The sequence below is a fragment of the Haloarcula ordinaria genome (assembly GCF_029338275.1).
GTDB lineage: Archaea > Halobacteriota > Halobacteria > Halobacteriales > Haloarculaceae > Haloarcula > Haloarcula ordinaria.
Genome location: NZ_CP119789.1, coordinates 2,618,911 through 2,634,560, shown reverse-complemented (window position 1 = coordinate 2,634,560; position 15,650 = coordinate 2,618,911). Strand labels below are relative to the sequence as shown.

The 15,650-nt window shown below is 57.4% G+C and carries 17 protein-coding genes, 1 tRNA gene and 1 other RNA gene; 10 read left to right on the top strand and 9 right to left on the bottom strand.

The features are described 5' to 3' along the window. Window positions 1-280: 280 nt before the first annotated feature. Window positions 281-593, bottom strand: an RNA gene (gene ffs, locus P1L41_RS13875) — signal recognition particle sRNA. 63 nt (window positions 594-656) lie between these two features. Continuing rightward, window positions 657-1,070 (bottom strand): DUF7548 family protein, encoded by a 414-nt coding sequence (locus P1L41_RS13870; protein ID WP_276296323.1) that lies wholly within the window; start codon window positions 1,068-1,070, stop codon window positions 657-659. Between the two features lie 79 nt (window positions 1,071-1,149). Here P1L41_RS13870 and P1L41_RS13865 point away from each other — a divergent pair, with 79 nt between their 5' ends. Both P1L41_RS13865 and P1L41_RS13860 read left to right on the top strand, forming a co-directional pair. After that, window positions 1,150-1,434 carry a DUF5798 family protein gene (locus tag P1L41_RS13865; RefSeq protein ID WP_276296322.1) on the top strand — a complete coding sequence of 95 codons (285 nt, stop codon included), beginning with the start codon at window positions 1,150-1,152 and terminating at the stop codon, window positions 1,432-1,434. Window positions 1,435-1,523: 89 nt separating this feature from the next. Continuing rightward, window positions 1,524-1,598 (top strand) — tRNA-Arg (locus tag P1L41_RS13860). 343 nt (window positions 1,599-1,941) lie between these two features. Here the strand turns inward: P1L41_RS13860 and P1L41_RS13855 are convergent. Further along, entirely contained in the window at window positions 1,942-2,307 is a 366-nt protein-coding gene (locus tag P1L41_RS13855; protein ID WP_276296321.1) for a hypothetical protein, read from the bottom strand. A gap of 123 nt (window positions 2,308-2,430) precedes the next feature. On the opposite strand from P1L41_RS13855, the gene P1L41_RS13850 reads away from it, so the two are divergent. Beyond that, window positions 2,431-2,889, top strand: coding sequence for a DUF5518 domain-containing protein (locus P1L41_RS13850; protein ID WP_276296320.1), 459 nt, complete (start codon window positions 2,431-2,433; stop codon window positions 2,887-2,889). Window positions 2,890-3,010: 121 nt separating this feature from the next. Here the strand turns inward: P1L41_RS13850 and P1L41_RS13845 are convergent, their stop codons facing one another. From P1L41_RS13845 to P1L41_RS13825, 5 genes are all read right to left on the bottom strand, one after another. Next, entirely contained in the window at window positions 3,011-4,621 is a 1,611-nt protein-coding gene (locus P1L41_RS13845; RefSeq protein ID WP_276296319.1) for a hypothetical protein, read from the bottom strand. Continuing rightward, the gene (locus P1L41_RS13840; RefSeq protein ID WP_276296318.1) at window positions 4,618-5,394 is read right to left on the bottom strand and encodes an ABC transporter ATP-binding protein; all 777 of its coding nucleotides are present in this window, start codon (window positions 5,392-5,394) and stop codon (window positions 4,618-4,620) included. Before P1L41_RS13840 ends, P1L41_RS13845 begins: the two co-directional genes overlap by 4 nt. 92 nt (window positions 5,395-5,486) lie before the next feature. Continuing rightward, window positions 5,487-5,915 carry a DUF8108 domain-containing protein gene (locus tag P1L41_RS13835; protein ID WP_276296317.1) on the bottom strand — a complete coding sequence of 143 codons (429 nt, stop codon included), beginning with the start codon at window positions 5,913-5,915 and terminating at the stop codon, window positions 5,487-5,489. A gap of 26 nt (window positions 5,916-5,941) precedes the next feature. Beyond that, window positions 5,942-6,868: a prohibitin family protein gene (locus tag P1L41_RS13830; RefSeq protein ID WP_276296316.1), complete on the bottom strand. Its 927-nt coding sequence runs from the start codon at window positions 6,866-6,868 to the stop codon at window positions 5,942-5,944. A gap of 218 nt (window positions 6,869-7,086) precedes the next feature. After that, window positions 7,087-7,590 (bottom strand): DUF3592 domain-containing protein, encoded by a 504-nt coding sequence (locus tag P1L41_RS13825; protein WP_276296315.1) that lies wholly within the window; start codon window positions 7,588-7,590, stop codon window positions 7,087-7,089. 366 nt (window positions 7,591-7,956) lie between these two features. On the opposite strand from P1L41_RS13825, the gene P1L41_RS13820 reads away from it, so the two are divergent. After that, window positions 7,957-8,463 (top strand): hypothetical protein, encoded by a 507-nt coding sequence (locus tag P1L41_RS13820; RefSeq protein ID WP_276296314.1) that lies wholly within the window; start codon window positions 7,957-7,959, stop codon window positions 8,461-8,463. Between the two features lie 1,147 nt (window positions 8,464-9,610). On the opposite strand, the gene P1L41_RS13815 is transcribed toward P1L41_RS13820, so the two are convergent. Then, a complete protein-coding gene (locus P1L41_RS13815) occupies window positions 9,611-9,838 on the bottom strand; it encodes a hypothetical protein (RefSeq protein ID WP_276296313.1) in 228 nt (75 codons plus the stop codon). A gap of 429 nt (window positions 9,839-10,267) precedes the next feature. Between P1L41_RS13815 and P1L41_RS18740 the strand changes: the two genes are divergently transcribed. From P1L41_RS18740 to P1L41_RS13790, 6 genes are all read left to right on the top strand, one after another. Then, complete coding sequence (locus P1L41_RS18740) at window positions 10,268-10,567, top strand: DUF8011 family protein (protein ID WP_465260857.1); 300 nt, start codon at window positions 10,268-10,270, stop codon at window positions 10,565-10,567. 374 nt (window positions 10,568-10,941) lie between these two features. After that, window positions 10,942-11,604 carry an SdpI family protein gene (locus tag P1L41_RS13810; protein WP_276296312.1) on the top strand — a complete coding sequence of 221 codons (663 nt, stop codon included), beginning with the start codon at window positions 10,942-10,944 and terminating at the stop codon, window positions 11,602-11,604. A 171-nt stretch (window positions 11,605-11,775) separates the two neighbouring features. Then, window positions 11,776-12,183: a hypothetical protein gene (locus tag P1L41_RS13805; RefSeq protein ID WP_276296311.1), complete on the top strand. Its 408-nt coding sequence runs from the start codon at window positions 11,776-11,778 to the stop codon at window positions 12,181-12,183. Between the two features lie 53 nt (window positions 12,184-12,236). Further along, the gene (locus tag P1L41_RS13800) at window positions 12,237-13,340 is read left to right on the top strand and encodes a CPBP family intramembrane glutamic endopeptidase (RefSeq protein WP_276296310.1); all 1,104 of its coding nucleotides are present in this window, start codon (window positions 12,237-12,239) and stop codon (window positions 13,338-13,340) included. A 155-nt stretch (window positions 13,341-13,495) separates the two neighbouring features. Continuing rightward, window positions 13,496-14,239 carry a hypothetical protein gene (locus P1L41_RS13795; protein WP_276296309.1) on the top strand — a complete coding sequence of 248 codons (744 nt, stop codon included), beginning with the start codon at window positions 13,496-13,498 and terminating at the stop codon, window positions 14,237-14,239. 127 nt (window positions 14,240-14,366) lie between these two features. Next, complete coding sequence (locus P1L41_RS13790; protein ID WP_276296308.1) at window positions 14,367-15,164, top strand: DUF7847 domain-containing protein; 798 nt, start codon at window positions 14,367-14,369, stop codon at window positions 15,162-15,164. Window positions 15,165-15,650: the final 486 nt, after the last annotated feature.

Below are 15,650 nucleotides of genomic sequence, written 5' to 3'. Positions count from 1 at the left end.
CGCCGCGAGCGGCGATTCCGGTGAACCGCCTCGCTCCGCTCGGCGGATGTTGCACCGCAGCGACCGCTCCCCACAATCTTGTCTGGCTCATCTGGCTGTCCATCATGGCCGGGAGTGGCCTCTGTGCCACGACCCGGGGACAGGCAGGTCGTCAACAAGCATACCGCGCCGGCGGCGCGGTTTCATCGGACTCGAGACCGGAGGTCGAGAGTCCGGCCGTTTTTCCCAGGTTTTTGTGAGAGGGGTATCCTCGACGTAAAAAGTGGTGGTGTATGAATGGAAGTGGACCCCGGGAATTGCCCGACGTTCGGACGAGGGTAATCCCGTTTGCCTCCTCCACCCCGCGACCCCACGAGCGACGGGTGTTCGATGGTCCGCTGCTCACTTCCGTGCCTGGCGGGCTGCCATCGATTAACTACGAGGGCACATCCCTGCAGATGCGACCGCGTAGACCGCCGTCCCCGCGGGACGAGGCTTCCACGTTGGCTCACGGGGTCCACGCCCGTCAGACCGGACGCCCCCGGGTTTCGGTCCCCGCTGATGACCATAGTGCGGGTATCGAGGGGGGCCAAACCCCCCGACCTAGTCCACGTCGTGATTCCGCCGCCGCCCCATAAGGGCCTTTCGAATATCCCGCAAACTGACAGACGACGCGCTCACAGCAGGCCCAGCGCGCGGGCGAACCACGCCGACCCGACCGGGATGGGGAGCCCGGCGGCCACGACGGCCCACCGGTGGTGCTCGATCAGCGTCGACTCGGTGAGCCCCAGGACGAGACTCGTCGGGACCGTGAGCGCCCACGCGAGGCTCAGGCCGACGACGAAGAGCCCGACGACCAGTCCCGCGCCGGCGGCGACGCTCGGGTCGGTGCGCCCCTCTCGACCTGCCGCGAGGACGATGATGGCGACCAGCGAGAACACACCGAGCACGAGCGGCGAGAGGACCCCAGCGCTGTAGTACGCACTGACGGCGCTCGGTTCCCCCACGATGACGTACGGGGCCGAAAGCGAGAGCAGATACAGCACGCAGCCGACGATGCCGACGGTCGGAGCGACCCGCAAGCCGTTCATATCGGCGCTCGGTCCGGCGTGGCCTTAACGGCGACGTTCGAGGGAAACGGGGAAATGGCCCCGCGGCCTATCGTGGCCCATGGGACTGGGTTCGACGGCCAAGAAGATACAGAAAGTAGCGGACGTCGCAGACGAAGTCTACACGAAGGTCAACGAGCTGAAGACACAGCTCCAGGACCTCCGACAGACTGTCGAAGCGACCAACAACCGCGTCGACGAGTTCGACCACGAGCTCACCGAGCAACGCGCACTGGTCGAAGCACTGGCCGAGCAGCAGGGCCTCGACCCCGAGTCGGTCATCGAAGCGGCCGACATCGGAACCGAAGAGACAGACGACGCTGAGGCCCCCGAACAAAGCGATTAAGCGCCGTCCGGCGGCCGTGTGAATCCGTCACCCTCGGCCGTCCTGAACCGGTTGGTTTAAACCACAACGTGGGCATAGCAATGCACGTAGGGCGCTTAGCTCAGCCTGGACAGAGTGCTTGGCTTCGGACCAAACCGTCGGGGGTTCAAATCCCTCAGCGCCCGTACATTTGAACAGTGAAAATCGCCAGACAGCGTGGCGATTTTCGGTCGAACGGGCATTATTTTGCTTTCGTTCGATAGACGAGCAGACGAGTGGTTTCCATCGGGATTCGCGTACAGCCAAATTGGTGCATGCAGAGAAAATCAATCACCGATTGACCTATCCTCATCGCTCGCCTGAACGTGCCTGCCTTGACCCAGAGCTTTCTCAGCGTCTGTAATTCGGTTTGTGCTGAATACAGAAAAATAATCAGCAAACCTCCGTTCCTTGTCTCCACTAAATGAATTGGACTGACCGATTGGGAGAGCGTGTGTATCGCGGCAGTAGTAAGTGAATCCGTGCAGACTAGGCAGGACTCGCGCTACGCAAGCGTGTCCCGATGAGGTAGAACATACTGACTGTATAGCTCAATACACCGAGCGTTGCGAGCACTGCCCCGACGAGAATCGCTGAGTCGCCCATTCCAAGAATCCCACCCATACTTGCGGCAGCAAGGGCAAATCCAACAGCCGCCACCCCCGCAGTGAGGGCTGGTGTATGTACATCAATCATCACAGCACCGAGAGCAGTCGCCCCTGCGATAGCTGCGAAGATGAGTGGCGCATCGAGCCCGAACGGGACGATACCCATGAGGACTAACCAGTACGCTCCAGCCGAGAGAACGAACAGTCCGAGCGGCAATAATATCGCTCTGAGTTTCGCCTTTTGCATATTCCTGTTGATGAGATGAGGGGACAAATTTCTTCGGTGGCTATCGTTTATATAGGTGGGCTCTGGTGTGGATCGGTATAATAACCAATCACACTTTTTCTGTAGCGGAAAGTAGCAGTCGGCGTGCTCCCGATTGGTACCCCTCCTCTGTCTCTCCCGGTGAGTGAGCCGTGGAAGTATGCATTGTTCGGTGGTGTTGCCTCAATTCCAGTCACCGTCTGGCTGTACCTGCAGTCGAGCCCGGAGAACGAGTTCTCACTCAGTGCGGTGTTTCTCGGCGGTCTCTTGGCCGGCTATCTTGTCAGCACAACGGCGACGGAGACTGACGTGATCGACGTCGGCTTTCGCGCAGGTGTCATCGGCGCTCTGCCGGTGCTGTGGATTCTGGTCGATTTCCTCGAAGCAGCGACCGTGCTGGGCGGGCCGCTCTGGTTTCAGGTCATCGCCGTCTCGATGGTCGTCCTCCTCGTCACGTCGGTGATACTCGGGGTCGCCGGTTTCATCGGGCTCCTTGGCGCGAAGGTCGGCGGCTGGCTGGCGAAGATGACCGGCACACATCAAACCCCATCAGTCGAGAATTGATGCCCCTCGTAACAGATGGATACTGACTGTTGACCCTCCAAAATCTGAAAAACCACGCTACTGGAATCGTGACGGTGGTATCTTCGAGTCACTCCGCCGGCCCACATCTCGTCAGGACGAGCTACGTCACAGTGTATCTTCGATAGCGTCGAACCGCATATCTGTACGAACCGTACGACACCCCGACGGTCAGCAGCAGGTACAGACCGAAGCCAACGCTGAACACGGGCGTCGGGCTCAGGTTCCCAGTGACTCCGAACCAGGTTACGGCCAGCCCGAGAGCCGTTCCACCACCGACGACGAACAGATACGCCACCATCACGAGCGTCGAGGGCACGACCGATTCGGTCCCCCAGAATTCTCGCTCCTCGTAAATGGGATACGCCGAACCGATTCCGACAGCGAACATCGATGCGGCGAGGCACATTCCGGTCCCCACTACCCCGAACGCGAGGGCGTACAGCGGTGGTGTACGGAGTCCTATCGAAGCCAGCGGTACGAGTACGGCGACCGGAACGCCGATGGCGACGCCAGCAATCAACCGACCTCTCGTAACGGTTCGAGGACTCGTCTCGGTGAGTAACAACAAGGGCAGTTGGGGTCGGTCATCACCGAGCGGATTCAATCCGAAGGCCGCGCCGGCGAGGTACGTCCCGAAACCGACGCCAGTCCCCGCGACCAGCGGCCCGATGGCGTCACCCGATGACTGCACGACAGTCGTTCCGATTGGTCCGATGAAAAAGAGGGCCATCACGAGATGGCTGAGCTTCTGTGGGTGACGGCGGGCGCGGACGAGAATCCCCCACGCGATGCGGCCGGCTCTGCTCCACGCGAACGGTCGGGGGGCGGTGAATCCACCAGTCGATGTCTGTACCTGCCGTGAACCGCTCCGGGTTGGCGTCTCAGCGAACCAGAATGCCGATGCCTGCTTCGTTGCGACGGCCAGTCCGACTGGCGTGAGCGTGAGTAGCGTGACGACCACCGCTATCGAACGAATCGACGTCGGCTGTGCGAGCGGCGTTCCCGCGAAAGCAAGCGCGACATACTCGACGAGGGGACCAATCGTGATCGCCGAGGCGAACCCTTGTACGCCTTCCCCTCCCTCGACCAGCTGCCGACCGACGAACTGCGAAACGACGACGAAGCCGAGTATCACAAGTATCCCGATTCCTCGCAGGACGCGACGGACGCCGGGTAGACGTCGTAACACCCGCAATACGCTGATTCCACAGGCGTACCCCCAGACCGCGCTCGATACGATGATAGGGAGCACGACGACGCCACTCGTGACGAGCACCATTGGTGTACCGAGTCCGAGTGCAAACACGGTGACGAACGCTCCCACTGGAATCCCGAACCACAACAGTAGCCGTCCGACCTCTGCAGTGATCAGGCCGACGACCACTGCTCGCGGATGGACCGTTGTCAGGACCAATTCTTCGGATTCGATGCGCCCAATGCGTTCGAGCGTTCTGACCGTTGCCAAGAGAAGGAATACCATTGGGAGCGCAGTCGTGGCGGGGCCGAAAAACGGAATCGCGGTTACAGAGCGAGCCGTTCGACCGAGTACGTACGCCGCGGGGAGCGCAAAGAGGAGGCTCCCACCGAAGAACAACACGACGAACGCGAGTCCGACGAGGCGGCGTGTGTCGCCGAGATAGCCTCGCAGGCTCCGAACGAACTCGGCGCGACCGATTCTGAGTCCGTGACGGAGGTCACGGCGGAGGTTCATGCTTCCTCGCTGCCCGCGCCCGCCTCGGTCTCACTGGTGACCGCAAGGAAGGCATCTTCAAGCGAGCCGTCTTCGCCGGTCTCTGCGCGGGACTGCAGCTCCGACGGCGTCCCTTCGGCGACCAGTCGGCCGTCGAACAACACGCCGACCTCGTCGGCGACTGCCTCGACGACAGGAAGGATGTGTGTCGAGAGGAAGACAGTCGTTCCCGCGTCGGCGAAGTCGGTAATCGACTCGCGGATGGTCCGTGCTGCACGGGGATCAAGGCCCGACGTCGGTTCGTCGAGGAACAGGACATCCGGGTCGTGCAGGACACTCTGGATGAATGCGGTCTTCTGTCGCATCCCCTTCGAGTACGCGTCGATGCGTTTGTCGGCGTCGTCGGTCAGGTCGAACGCATCCAGATAGTCGTCGATTCGTTCCCGGGCGGTGGCCCGCGGAATGTCTCGGAGATCGGCGACGTACTCAAGCTGTTCACGCGCACTAAACTCGTCGTAGAGGGGCGGTTCCTCGGGGAGATACCCGACGTGAGGCGCGAGTGCGCGTCGGTCGGCCACGTCCACACCGCAGACGCGAACGGAGCCACTAGTGGGCCGTGTCAGTCCCGTCAGGAGCCGCATCGTGGTCGTCTTCCCAGCGCCGTTCGGACCGAGAAATCCGTAGACGGTTCCGGTCGGAATCGAGAGCGATACACTGTCGAGCGCGACCTCGGAGCCGTACGTCTTCCGGAGGTCTGTCGTCTGAATGGCGAGATCGATGTCGGTGGAGGGCATCGAGGATACGACCCACTTGTACGGACGGCCCTCTATTCGTTTCGGAGGACGTGTCCTGAGACAGACACCCGATGTGTCTGTCATCCAGAGCCTCATCGGTCGCGTTCGAGCTCGCGGTCAATAGCGTCTAGCTTCTCATCCTCAAGAGCTGCAACTGGGTCGGCACACAGGTCACAGAGAATCACCTGTGTCGTCGATAGGCGAGCGAGCGGGACGCCTAGGAACACGAGCTCCCGATACGTGATGCGGCGCTGTCCAGGGCCTTCCTGATCGGTACAGGATTCACAGGCCTCTGTCTCGGAGAGTTGGATCGGTTCGGACTCCGTTCGCTCGAACACGCCCGACGCGATCCGTGGATAGGGTGACGGCGACCCAGCAAGAATCTGGGAGCCCACGTATCCAAGTCCGAGAATCAGTACGAGTGCCAGCGGAAGCAAGAGGAAGCCGGAGACGCGCGCCATCGCCACTACCAACCCGAAGGTGAGGGCGACGGCCGCAGCGGTCTTGACGTAGTGTCGCATCTCGAAACTCCCGTTTCAGTCTCCGATCAGGTTGAGTTCTCGTTTCCGGACGGAGTCTCGGTCGAGGGATTCCTGTCGTCTGACACGTCGCGTGTGAGGGTGACACCGCCCTCTGCCGGGACGTAGATGGTATTCTCGTTCTCTCGGAGCGCCTCGATGTAGCGCAGGTCGAGTACCTCGGGATTCTGGCGGAGTGCATTGCCTTTGATGCGGATTTGTTCGGCCTCGGCCTCGGCTTCGATGACCTGGCGCTGTTTGTTCTTCTCGGCGACCTGGATCTCGTACTCCGCTTCCTCGATCTTCTGTTGTTTGACCTTCTTTTGCTCGATGGAATTCGCGTACTCTGTCGGGAGCCGGACGTTGCGAATCTGGACGCTCTCGATGACGATGCCGCTCCCGTCCGTCTCGTTCTTGAGCGCCCCTTCGACTGCGAGTTTGAGACGAGTCTGTCCTTCTCCGGTGTAGATGTCTGTCACGTCGATGTTGCCGCCTTCAGTCCGCAATACTGACCGAACCGTCGGGCGGATGAGGCGCGTCTCCGCGGTCGGAAGGTCGCGGTACTCTTCGTGGAACCGCGGCGCGTCGCGGGGCGTGACGCGGTAGCGGACGGTCACATCGACGTCAACGTGTAGACCATCCTGCGTGAGAACGCGGACCGAATCGTCCTGGTTTGCGTTGTCTCCTTCACCGCTTTGGTGACTCATCGTGTAGGTCTGGGGCCGCGTCGGGATACTGACAGTCCCTTCAACGATGGGCGTGATGAAGTGCCAGCCGGGTTCGAGGACCGTGCCCGTCACTGCACCCTGGTTCTTGACGACTTTCACCGCTCCTTCGTTGACGCCTTCGAACGCCATCACCCCGCCGATCAGCGCGACGAAAAGGAGTAGTACGAGACCAATTACTGTGGCGGACATGGTGAGACCGCCGATGTCGAGTGGAGGGTCACTGCTCATTGCTTTTTGAGGTGCGAATCTCCGACATATAATTCTGATTACTTACTCAAACTAACTGAAATGTCCCTGTAACTCCCGTCCGCGGAACGAGCGGCAGTTAGCGCTCTGTTCGTCCACCGACCTGGGTTTTATTGACCACGGCTAGTCGCATTGACCGGGCTTCCAATCTACGTGACAGACTCTCCGCGCCGAGGGAGTGCCCGTGTCCGGTTCGTCAGTCAGCCACTACGGTACTGTTTCAGCGTCGCCGCACTGCCAAGCAGCGTCAAGACCACCCCGATTCCCACCGCTATCAGCGGGGCAGTAGACGTCTCATCTTTCAGAAACGCGTTCCCCGGCTCCTCAGGGTCTACGTATGCTGTGACCTCCTGGCCAGTCTCGTACTCCTGTATGGCTGCTTGGGCTGCCGACCGAGTATCGTAATTCGGAGGGATGTCTGCGGGGAAGAGATTCGTTCCCGTGTATGATTCCCCTCGATATTCGTACGCGAATCTGACACGCGGTTCGTAATTGACCGATGTACTCGAAGAACTACCAGAGACCGACTCGACACCCACTTCGGTGACCGTCGCCTCAACCTCGACCGAGTCCCGTATCGAGTCAAATTGCTGCACGTAGTCGAACGCCCCGTAGCCCGTGATACAGAGGGCAACGAGGAGGAAGGCTACCGAACCGCGAAGCGTCTTTGGACCGTTGACACTGAGGCCAGAACTGTCCGACATATTACCGTCCACCCGTACTCGGTTGTGTGGTGAGCGAACGAGACTGTTGGAGGGCACTCGTCATTCGGGGGATAGTTCTCATCGGGGAAGAAATATGCTGTGAACAATCGACAGAACGGGAACAGAGCTCACGCTGAAACTCGACAACGGTATGGCTAACCTCAGGCCATACGACAATCCATTTCAGCAGACATAATTACCAGGCAGGAGGGGATTCGCAAGATGCCCTCCACACAAGAGATCGACCGGCCACAGGAGGCAGTCGATGTCGCAAAGCGATACCTCAGACGCGAACGGCCACTCAGTGCACTCGTCGTCGTGGTCGTCGTGTCTATGTTCCTCGGGACATTCCTTGCGACGTCGCTGTTGTCAGCGCTCGTCGTCGGGGCAATCTTGGTCGTCATCGCCCGCGCGCCACTCATTCAGTCCAACGGGACAACTCGCCTTCGAACTGATGACGATTCGGACGTGGTCGTCAATGCGTTCACTGGGCCGACACCGCCGGTGCTTGCGTTTCAGTGGGGGATCGCTGATGAAATCACCGCAGGCGAGAATACCGTAACGTACCGTATCTCCTATTTATTCGGCCTGCGCTCCGTCGAGTCGATAGTCCGCTCACAAACAGAGACCACACCAAGCGGCGCTCGTCGAGTCGAGTTGGACGTCACGGTAAACGGGCAGCCCTGGGCGACGTATACAGTAACGGTCAGTACGGACAACGACCGGACCAGTATCGATATCGAGTACACCTCGAACCGGCGTTTCGGACTGCGACGCATTCCGCAGCAAATCGTCGCAGAACGCTACCGGAATGAGGCGCTCACAGCTCAGGGCTACACCGTCGTTGAACGCGACACCAACTTTGGACTTTGAGAGACCTGGCTCTGTTGCCCCCCTCAGAAGGGACAATACTGGAGTGTAAGATACAGATGGCTCACTTACCGGTTTGAGGATGAATTTAAACCGCCTGTGTATACTCTACCAGCGCGAATATAATAGCAATAGCTCCAATTACTATGCTAATCGTGCCTAACAGCTCATTTCGCGGAACGCTCGTCGTCTGAGAGACGGTCAGCAGTGCCAGCAAAATCACGTGGAGCGCAAGCAGTCGGTCTGTACGACTAGACATAATTAGGATTCCATAACGGTTCGGGAAGAAACAACCGATTACTAAACAGACTTACTGAGTAGTGGATACACCAGTGAGTAGACGGAAGACACGAAGCTGTCTGTCTGACTGAATCCTCTCTATTTCGCAGGCCATTTCAATCACCATTAGAGGAGTTGAACGCAGACGGACAATTGTCAACCGAGATGGTGACGCCAGCGCACGAGTGCTGTAGTACCCTTAGAATTACCACTCGTGGGCTCACAGTATGTCTTGTGCCCTCCAGACGTGAACTGATTACGGGTGTAGCTGGCATCTTGAGCGTGACCGCTGGCTGTCTCGGTACCGAGGAGTACATCGCTCGGTGTTCCAGTCGAGGAGTAGGGCGCGGGTCACAACACCTCCGTGAGATTGCCCCAATACAAGGTGACGAACAGATTGCTCTCGGGATACTGGTTTCTGAGCAGGCTGTTTCCGATGAACTGTATCACACAGTACGGGTACGAGATAGTGACGACACGCTCGTTGCTTCGGTGCCGCTCATGAATGATCGTGGGATGAGCAGGCTTGGCCCCGAAGACTACTCCGTATTCGGATCCAGCAGTGGCGAGCTATACGCGGTACCGTTGGGTCCGCCACCGGTTCATGGTGAGTACACGGCTTCATTGATGAGTTCGGAAGGCGAGCAAATCGCAAATGCGAGCCTCAGGTTCAATTGCTACGCGGAGGACGGAACGCTCCCGTAACTGAGACTCATCGGTTGCAACGAGATGGCTCCGTGCTGCATTCACACCCTGCATCGGTCACACCAGTACTGATAGAACCGAGTGATATTTGAAACCGGTACTGTATGGAGACCGCGATACGGCCGTGCATATTTTACGACACAATGCGTCCGATAGGTCTGGATCGTCATGTTCTGTATCGCTGGATTATCATCCATCCGAGTGCCGCAATACCGACCAACAGGAATGCGCTGCCGAAGAATACCGACTGGTTTCCGAGAAGTTCTGAAAGGCCGAAAAAATCGGTTCGATTGAGATATCCAAGGCCGAAAAATATCCCGATGACGACTATCCCGGCACCAATTCGTAGGCTCAGGTCACGCAGAAATCCTTCGAGGGTTGGTTCCGGAACCATACAGGTCGTTCTCTGCTTGCGCTCCCTTATGATGCTTTTCACGAATGCCGGATGTGCACCGTCCGAGAGAACAACGTCAAACCGGCAGCCTCGCATCGCAAATCGCTGAGTATCCTGCGGGAATTCTTTTACAGACTCAATCCGCTGAATGTTCGACGTCGATTCTGATAGACATTGTGAAGGTTTCTCTGGTGGTGCTGAACTAAGTGCGCGAGTCGGTTATGTGATGAGGTAGGGCTTCGTCGCCCGAGTCCGATTCTGGTTCCGTAAGTTCCGAGGAATTACTCTGATATAGGTCAAGGATACTACAACCGTGCAGTATATAGTGTATCTCACCGTACTATAGGGATTCTACACAACCATTTAGAACCGAACTGTCGAGATATTTTCGAGGGTGCCTTTTTCGCATCTGGTGAAGTATTGCACTTGATGCCCTCCTTCATCAACCAGATTGTGTTAAGTGAGCCCTCTGGTCGGCCCAATTCAATAGTCCAGTTTATAGCTTCATTCGTCTTCTTAGGGATTTACCTATACGCTTGGAGTGGAGGTAACGGCGACTCCAGCAGTTGGGTACTTGTAATGATGGTTGGATCACTCTTGTCTGCAATTGCTGAATCGCTGCCGAAAGATCAACGCCTTACGGCTGGTGTACTTCGGGCAACAGCGGTTACCGTATTACTGTGTCTTCTCACCGCTACGGTCTTCGCTCCACAATTTGTCATTGGCTAATCACAAAACATACTACGCTACCCCATGTCTGTGCAATCGTCCCGTTAGGGACCTATCCGAGCCACCTCACCTGGTTGCTTGGTATAGTGCCGGGCTTGCACCCCGATACCACTGCTTTCATCCGATATTGCCTGCTCACTACTTGAACCCAGAGTACAGGCTCTGTTGAATCTCTAAGAAAGAGACAGAGATGCCTTGCTGAAGACAGCCGAAGAATCGAGAACTCGGGTCGCTCAAACCACAGAGTTTGAATCCGTTATCTATCTCCTTAGTTTATTTTCGGAGATCGATGCTTGCGCTAATTGTAGGTTCCAGTCGGAACGAACACTCCTCTCACCCGCTTGTTCATCAGCGCACAGGTCGTACATCCAAGTATGGAGACGATTCACCGGTTTATAGTGGCTGCGGGCTTCGTCGCATTGTCTGGTATCGTGAGTTTGCTTGCCGCTCCATCGCTCCCCGCTGACCTCGTTACGAACTGGGGTGCCGCTGGTGAGCCCAGCGGAACTATGCCCAAACTGCTCGCTCTCTGGCTCTTCCCCGCCCTGACAGCCGGACTTCTTGTTATGTTCGCAGTCATTCCACGGATTGACCCGCTCCGGGAGAATATCGCTGATTTCCGGCCCTACTACGACTGGTTCGTCGTCATCTTCACAGTCTATATGTTCGTCGTCCACGCCGGCATCTTGGCGTTCAATCTCGGATATGAGTTTGATTTCACGTACCTGATTCTCGTCGCCGTGGCTGGGCTATTTTATTATAGTGGTGTCGTGCTCATACATGCCGAGCAGAACTGGTTCGTCGGCATCCGGACGCCGTGGACGCTCAGTAGCGAAGAGGTCTGGGCGCGAACCCACGCCCTCGGCGGCCGACTGTTCAAACTCACCGCCGTCTTCGCGCTTCTCGGCTTGTTGTTCGGTGAGTACGCGTTCTACTTACTTCTCATCCCTGCACTCCTAACAGCCGGCGTTACCGTCGTGTACTCATACTATCTCTATGAACGGATTGAACGAAGCTCGGATACTGCCCCAGAGTGAACCTGTACGTCGCTGACTCCACATTATTGCTGCAGCTCCTGGCCGTGGTTTCTGACTTGAGCACAAGTGATGAGGAGAGACTACCACGTATAATGCATTGAGAAGTTCCGATTTTCTCGGAAACAGGGAACGCAGTGAGGGGATTAATTTGTTGGGTGATAAACATTAAGTATGGAAACGACGCTGGAACAGTATGGCACGGGAGGCGGCATCGCAATCGGTGCGGGAATCGGCGCAACGGCAGCGTCACTCGCTGGCCTTACCTCCGAGTTCGCAGTTATCATCGGTTTCGGTATTATGGGCGGACTTGTGGTCGGCGGATTCGCAGGGCGATTTACTGATGTGAACCGAGACCATGACAACTGGCAGTACCGGGTCGTCGCATACACGCTATTTGTCAGTCTCCTCACTGGCTCACTACTCGGGTTACTCACAGCCTGGATGGTTGACGCGTCACTGGTCAACGGGACATTCGGTGGTAGTGCGACAGGTGGTGCATTCAGTCTCCTGATGAGTTGGATCCTCATTTCTGCCGGACGAAAAGAGATTCAGTCTCAAGCGACAGCACAACCCGAATAATACTAGAATTGTCACCTCAATAATCTCTAGAACACTATTTGCTCGATCAAACTATGGGTTCTCATATCAACCGGCGGTCAGATCTCGTCCGTCGAACAGGTGCCGGGATTGTAGCAGGGATTCTTAGCATCGTGTGTACGATTCTAGTCGCTGCAAGCACGGTAAATGTCCTCTCTGACGCTCTCGAAGACATCGGCACTCTCGTCGCTGTGGCTATCGTTGCACTTCTCATCGGTCTGGGGATCGGTATTCGATATCGTGGACAGTGGCTAACTCCGACGTCCATAGCCGGTGGCCTGACCGGTATCTTTCTGTTTCTCCGAGGGCAACTATTCCTTACTGAAGGAATCCCGATTTCGTATCCGCTTCTCTTTGGACTTCCCGGGACAGCCGCTGCGGTTATTTTCATACTTGGTGGCGGTTGGCTCGGGAATCAATCCACGGTTACATCCCGCCTCTCTCCGTCAGAATTGTCTCCCCGCACCCGTGCAGGACTGATCATCGCCAGCGGGTGGACAGTGATTGAATTCCTGTTCGGACTGGGGATGGGTTCGTCAGTCGGGATTCTCCTCGACAACACGTTCGTGGGCATCCTCGTGGCGACACTCGTTGGCTTTCCTGTCGCCGCGTTGTTCGCGGTTCGATACGGCCACCGTGTCGATATTGACCACTCAGACTGGGAGTATGTGACGGACAGCCGGGCGGTTTCACTCGGATTCCTCGCTGGAGCCTTCACGGTACTCACCGTGTACGGCATCGGGTTCGTGAACGCGATGCTTGGCGGGACAGAGACTGCGGTTGCTGCCTTCGGATTTCTCCTCTCCGATCTCGAAGCCGGTCTCTGGGTCGTTGTCCTCTTCGCGCTTGCGCACGGTCTCATCGCACCGGTAACCGAGGAACTAGCCTGGCGTGGCATCGTTCAAACCGCTCTCGTCCGTGGGGAGGGAGTCACAACCGGTATCATCATCACTGCTGTCATTTTCACGGCGAAGCACGCCCTCTTGGACGTCTCTCTGGTACGCGTTCCGACAATACTCGTCTTGGCGCTCGTTCTTGGAATCGTGCGTCACCGCTGGGGGACGACCGCAAGTACCGTCGTGCACATGGTCGTCAACCTCACGAGTGTCGGTCTACTCGCAATCTACGTGTTGGGATAATCGGACAGGAGGGCAGTCTTTTCCAGGTCGGGGGTGTAATGTCTACTATGGCGACCCACATTCGTCGTACACTGGGTCAGTCGAGCACCGAGGGGCCGGACAGTCTGTACGTGTTAGTCGCCGGTCTGTATGTCGCAGCGTTTCTGGCTCCGGCATTGGTCCTCGGACTGTCGCGGGCCGTCACTGACGCGGCCGTTCTCTACGTCGGCTTCCTTGTCGCCGTGACAGGTGTCACTGTCGTCGCCAGTGGGATCGTCTCTCGGACGCCTGGCCTCGCGGTCAGTCTCGGCCGCTACGATGCTGTTTGGCTCCTCGCTGTGCTTCCGTTCTGCTGGTTTGGCGGTGTGTTCGGTGCGGTGGCTGTCGGCCTCGAACCACCCAACTTCGCTGTACCATTAGCAGTGATCGGGACGGCTGGCGGGATGCTACTCGGCATAATGTTAGTGGCGATGAGTCGGACCCGGTATGCGAACGCGGCGCTAGCGGATGCCGTCGATTTTGCCGAGTGGGAGGCTCGCTGGCCGCGGCGCTGGCGGCGTGTGGCTGGCGGTATCTCTCTGGTGGCGTTCACTGTCAGTACACTCGGAATCATCTCTGCGTTCGTGTTCAATTCCGAGTGGGGATGGTGGCTGTACAATCTGTTGTTCGTCGGTGTCGTGCTCATGAACGTACTGAATCCGCGGACCTTCCGTGTGACGGATTCTGGACTCGTAATCGAGCATCCACTCCAGCGGCAATTCCGACCATGGTCTACCTACACGAGCTACGAACTTACCGACGAGGCGCTCGTCCTCCACCCGGTCGAATGGTGGCGTCCGGCGCATCGATGTGACCGAGCGGACATCGACGACGTCGATGCTGCTGTAACGGCACTGGATGATTGTCTCGCTCAGCAGTGAACCACGGTAGAATTCGACTGGGTTGGCTCTGGTGAAATCCACTGCACCTGCTATGCTGTGCTGCTGAATACAACGAGAACAGTCGCAGAGGGAACAGATTTTCACTTCATCCGATTGAAGCCCCGATATGGCTGTCCTGAATGCCCTCCGCCGGACGCCTAGTGCCCTCCGCAGAAATCCAGTCGTGCTCGTCCCGATACTCGTGATATCACTGTTCCAGGTACCACAATTAGCCCTGCAGGCAGTCAATCCACTGCTCAGCAGTGTCGTCTCGCTCGGAGTGTCGCTCGTGTTCCTCGTTGTCATGCCGTTTTTCCAGGGTGGGATGATCGGGATGGCTGACGAAGCCCTCACTGGAAGGACGGCACTGCAGACGTTCGTCGAGGACGGGAAGTCCCACTACGTCTCGATTCTCGTCGCGTATCTGGCCCTGGTGGCGGTTAACTTCGCTCTCGGGATGGTAGCGTTTTTCATCGCGCTGTTCGGCGGCATCTTCGTTATCGGAAGCGGTGGACTCGAATCAGCGAACATTGCCGTGCTCGTCGTCGTCGGAATCATCGTCGCTGCCGTCGTTCTGCTGTATCTCCTGGCGCTCTTTTTCGTCCAGTTCTACGGCCAGGCAATCGTGCTTGAGGACATGGGTGCAGTTGACGGACTCAAACACAGCGTATCGGTCGTCCGCCAGCACGTCGTTAGTGTCCTGGGTTACTCGATTCTCGTCGGGATTCTTGGTGGAGTCTTTGGTGGTGTGTTCGGTATCCTTTCGCTGTTGTTGTCACCGGAATCGGCAGCAACACTTCCGCTACCGGAGCTCTCACTCCCGCTCGTGGCCGGTGTCGGTTTCCTCGTCCTTATCGTCGGGACGCTGTTCGGCGGCTTCTTCGCGGTGTACTCCGTATCGTTCTACCGTGAACTCACACAGTAACGGAAGGGTCCCAGGCGAATCCTTGCTTGATACGCGCTGTGTGCCTTGTACGTCCTTGAGGAATTTCCTGACAAATCTCAGGAGCGGTGTACGAGATACAGAGGATGATTCTTCATGGTGGGAAAAACACATCAGCAGATATGAATCAGATTGGGTCTGTTGGTATTCTATTCATTGGATTGGGGCTCGTAGCAGGTTCAATAGCGACAACACAGGGCTTTGCCAACGTAATCTTGCCTTCGATTTTCCTCACTGGCGTCGGTATGGCTGTGACGGCATTCGGGAGATATCGCTGACCGGCTTGCGCTGGTTATTCTGTACGGCTGCTGGACCCCATTCCGAATAAAGGGTTTCAGCAATTATACCAAATACAGGCCACGTCTCGGCCATTGGTGGGTTCTTTTCAGTCGTACGAATAGACTGTAGAGCTCGTTTCTATGCCCGGCACTTCCGAACCTATCGACGTCTTTTCACCTTACCCAATCG

Coding starts and splice junctions, on each gene's coding strand:
- P1L41_RS13845 (WP_276296319.1), bottom strand. CDS start 4,621: ATGAACCTCCGCCGTGACCTCCGTCACGGACTCAGAATCGGTCGCGCC.
- P1L41_RS13840 (WP_276296318.1), bottom strand. CDS start 5,394: ATGCCCTCCACCGACATCGATCTCGCCATTCAGACGACAGACCTCCGG.
- P1L41_RS13870 (WP_276296323.1), bottom strand. CDS start 1,070: ATGAACGGCTTGCGGGTCGCTCCGACCGTCGGCATCGTCGGCTGCGTG.
- P1L41_RS13800 (WP_276296310.1), top strand. CDS start 12,237: ATGGGTTCTCATATCAACCGGCGGTCAGATCTCGTCCGTCGAACAGGT.
- P1L41_RS13805 (WP_276296311.1), top strand. CDS start 11,776: ATGGAAACGACGCTGGAACAGTATGGCACGGGAGGCGGCATCGCAATC.
- P1L41_RS13825 (WP_276296315.1), bottom strand. CDS start 7,590: ATGTCGGACAGTTCTGGCCTCAGTGTCAACGGTCCAAAGACGCTTCGC.
- P1L41_RS18740 (WP_465260857.1), top strand. CDS start 10,268: ATGCCCTCCTTCATCAACCAGATTGTGTTAAGTGAGCCCTCTGGTCGG.
- P1L41_RS13855 (WP_276296321.1), bottom strand. CDS start 2,307: ATGCAAAAGGCGAAACTCAGAGCGATATTATTGCCGCTCGGACTGTTC.
- P1L41_RS13810 (WP_276296312.1), top strand. CDS start 10,942: ATGGAGACGATTCACCGGTTTATAGTGGCTGCGGGCTTCGTCGCATTG.
- P1L41_RS13835 (WP_276296317.1), bottom strand. CDS start 5,915: ATGCGACACTACGTCAAGACCGCTGCGGCCGTCGCCCTCACCTTCGGG.
- P1L41_RS13865 (WP_276296322.1), top strand. CDS start 1,150: ATGGGACTGGGTTCGACGGCCAAGAAGATACAGAAAGTAGCGGACGTC.
- P1L41_RS13790 (WP_276296308.1), top strand. CDS start 14,367: ATGGCTGTCCTGAATGCCCTCCGCCGGACGCCTAGTGCCCTCCGCAGA.
- P1L41_RS13815 (WP_276296313.1), bottom strand. CDS start 9,838: ATGGTTCCGGAACCAACCCTCGAAGGATTTCTGCGTGACCTGAGCCTA.
- P1L41_RS13830 (WP_276296316.1), bottom strand. CDS start 6,868: ATGAGCAGTGACCCTCCACTCGACATCGGCGGTCTCACCATGTCCGCC.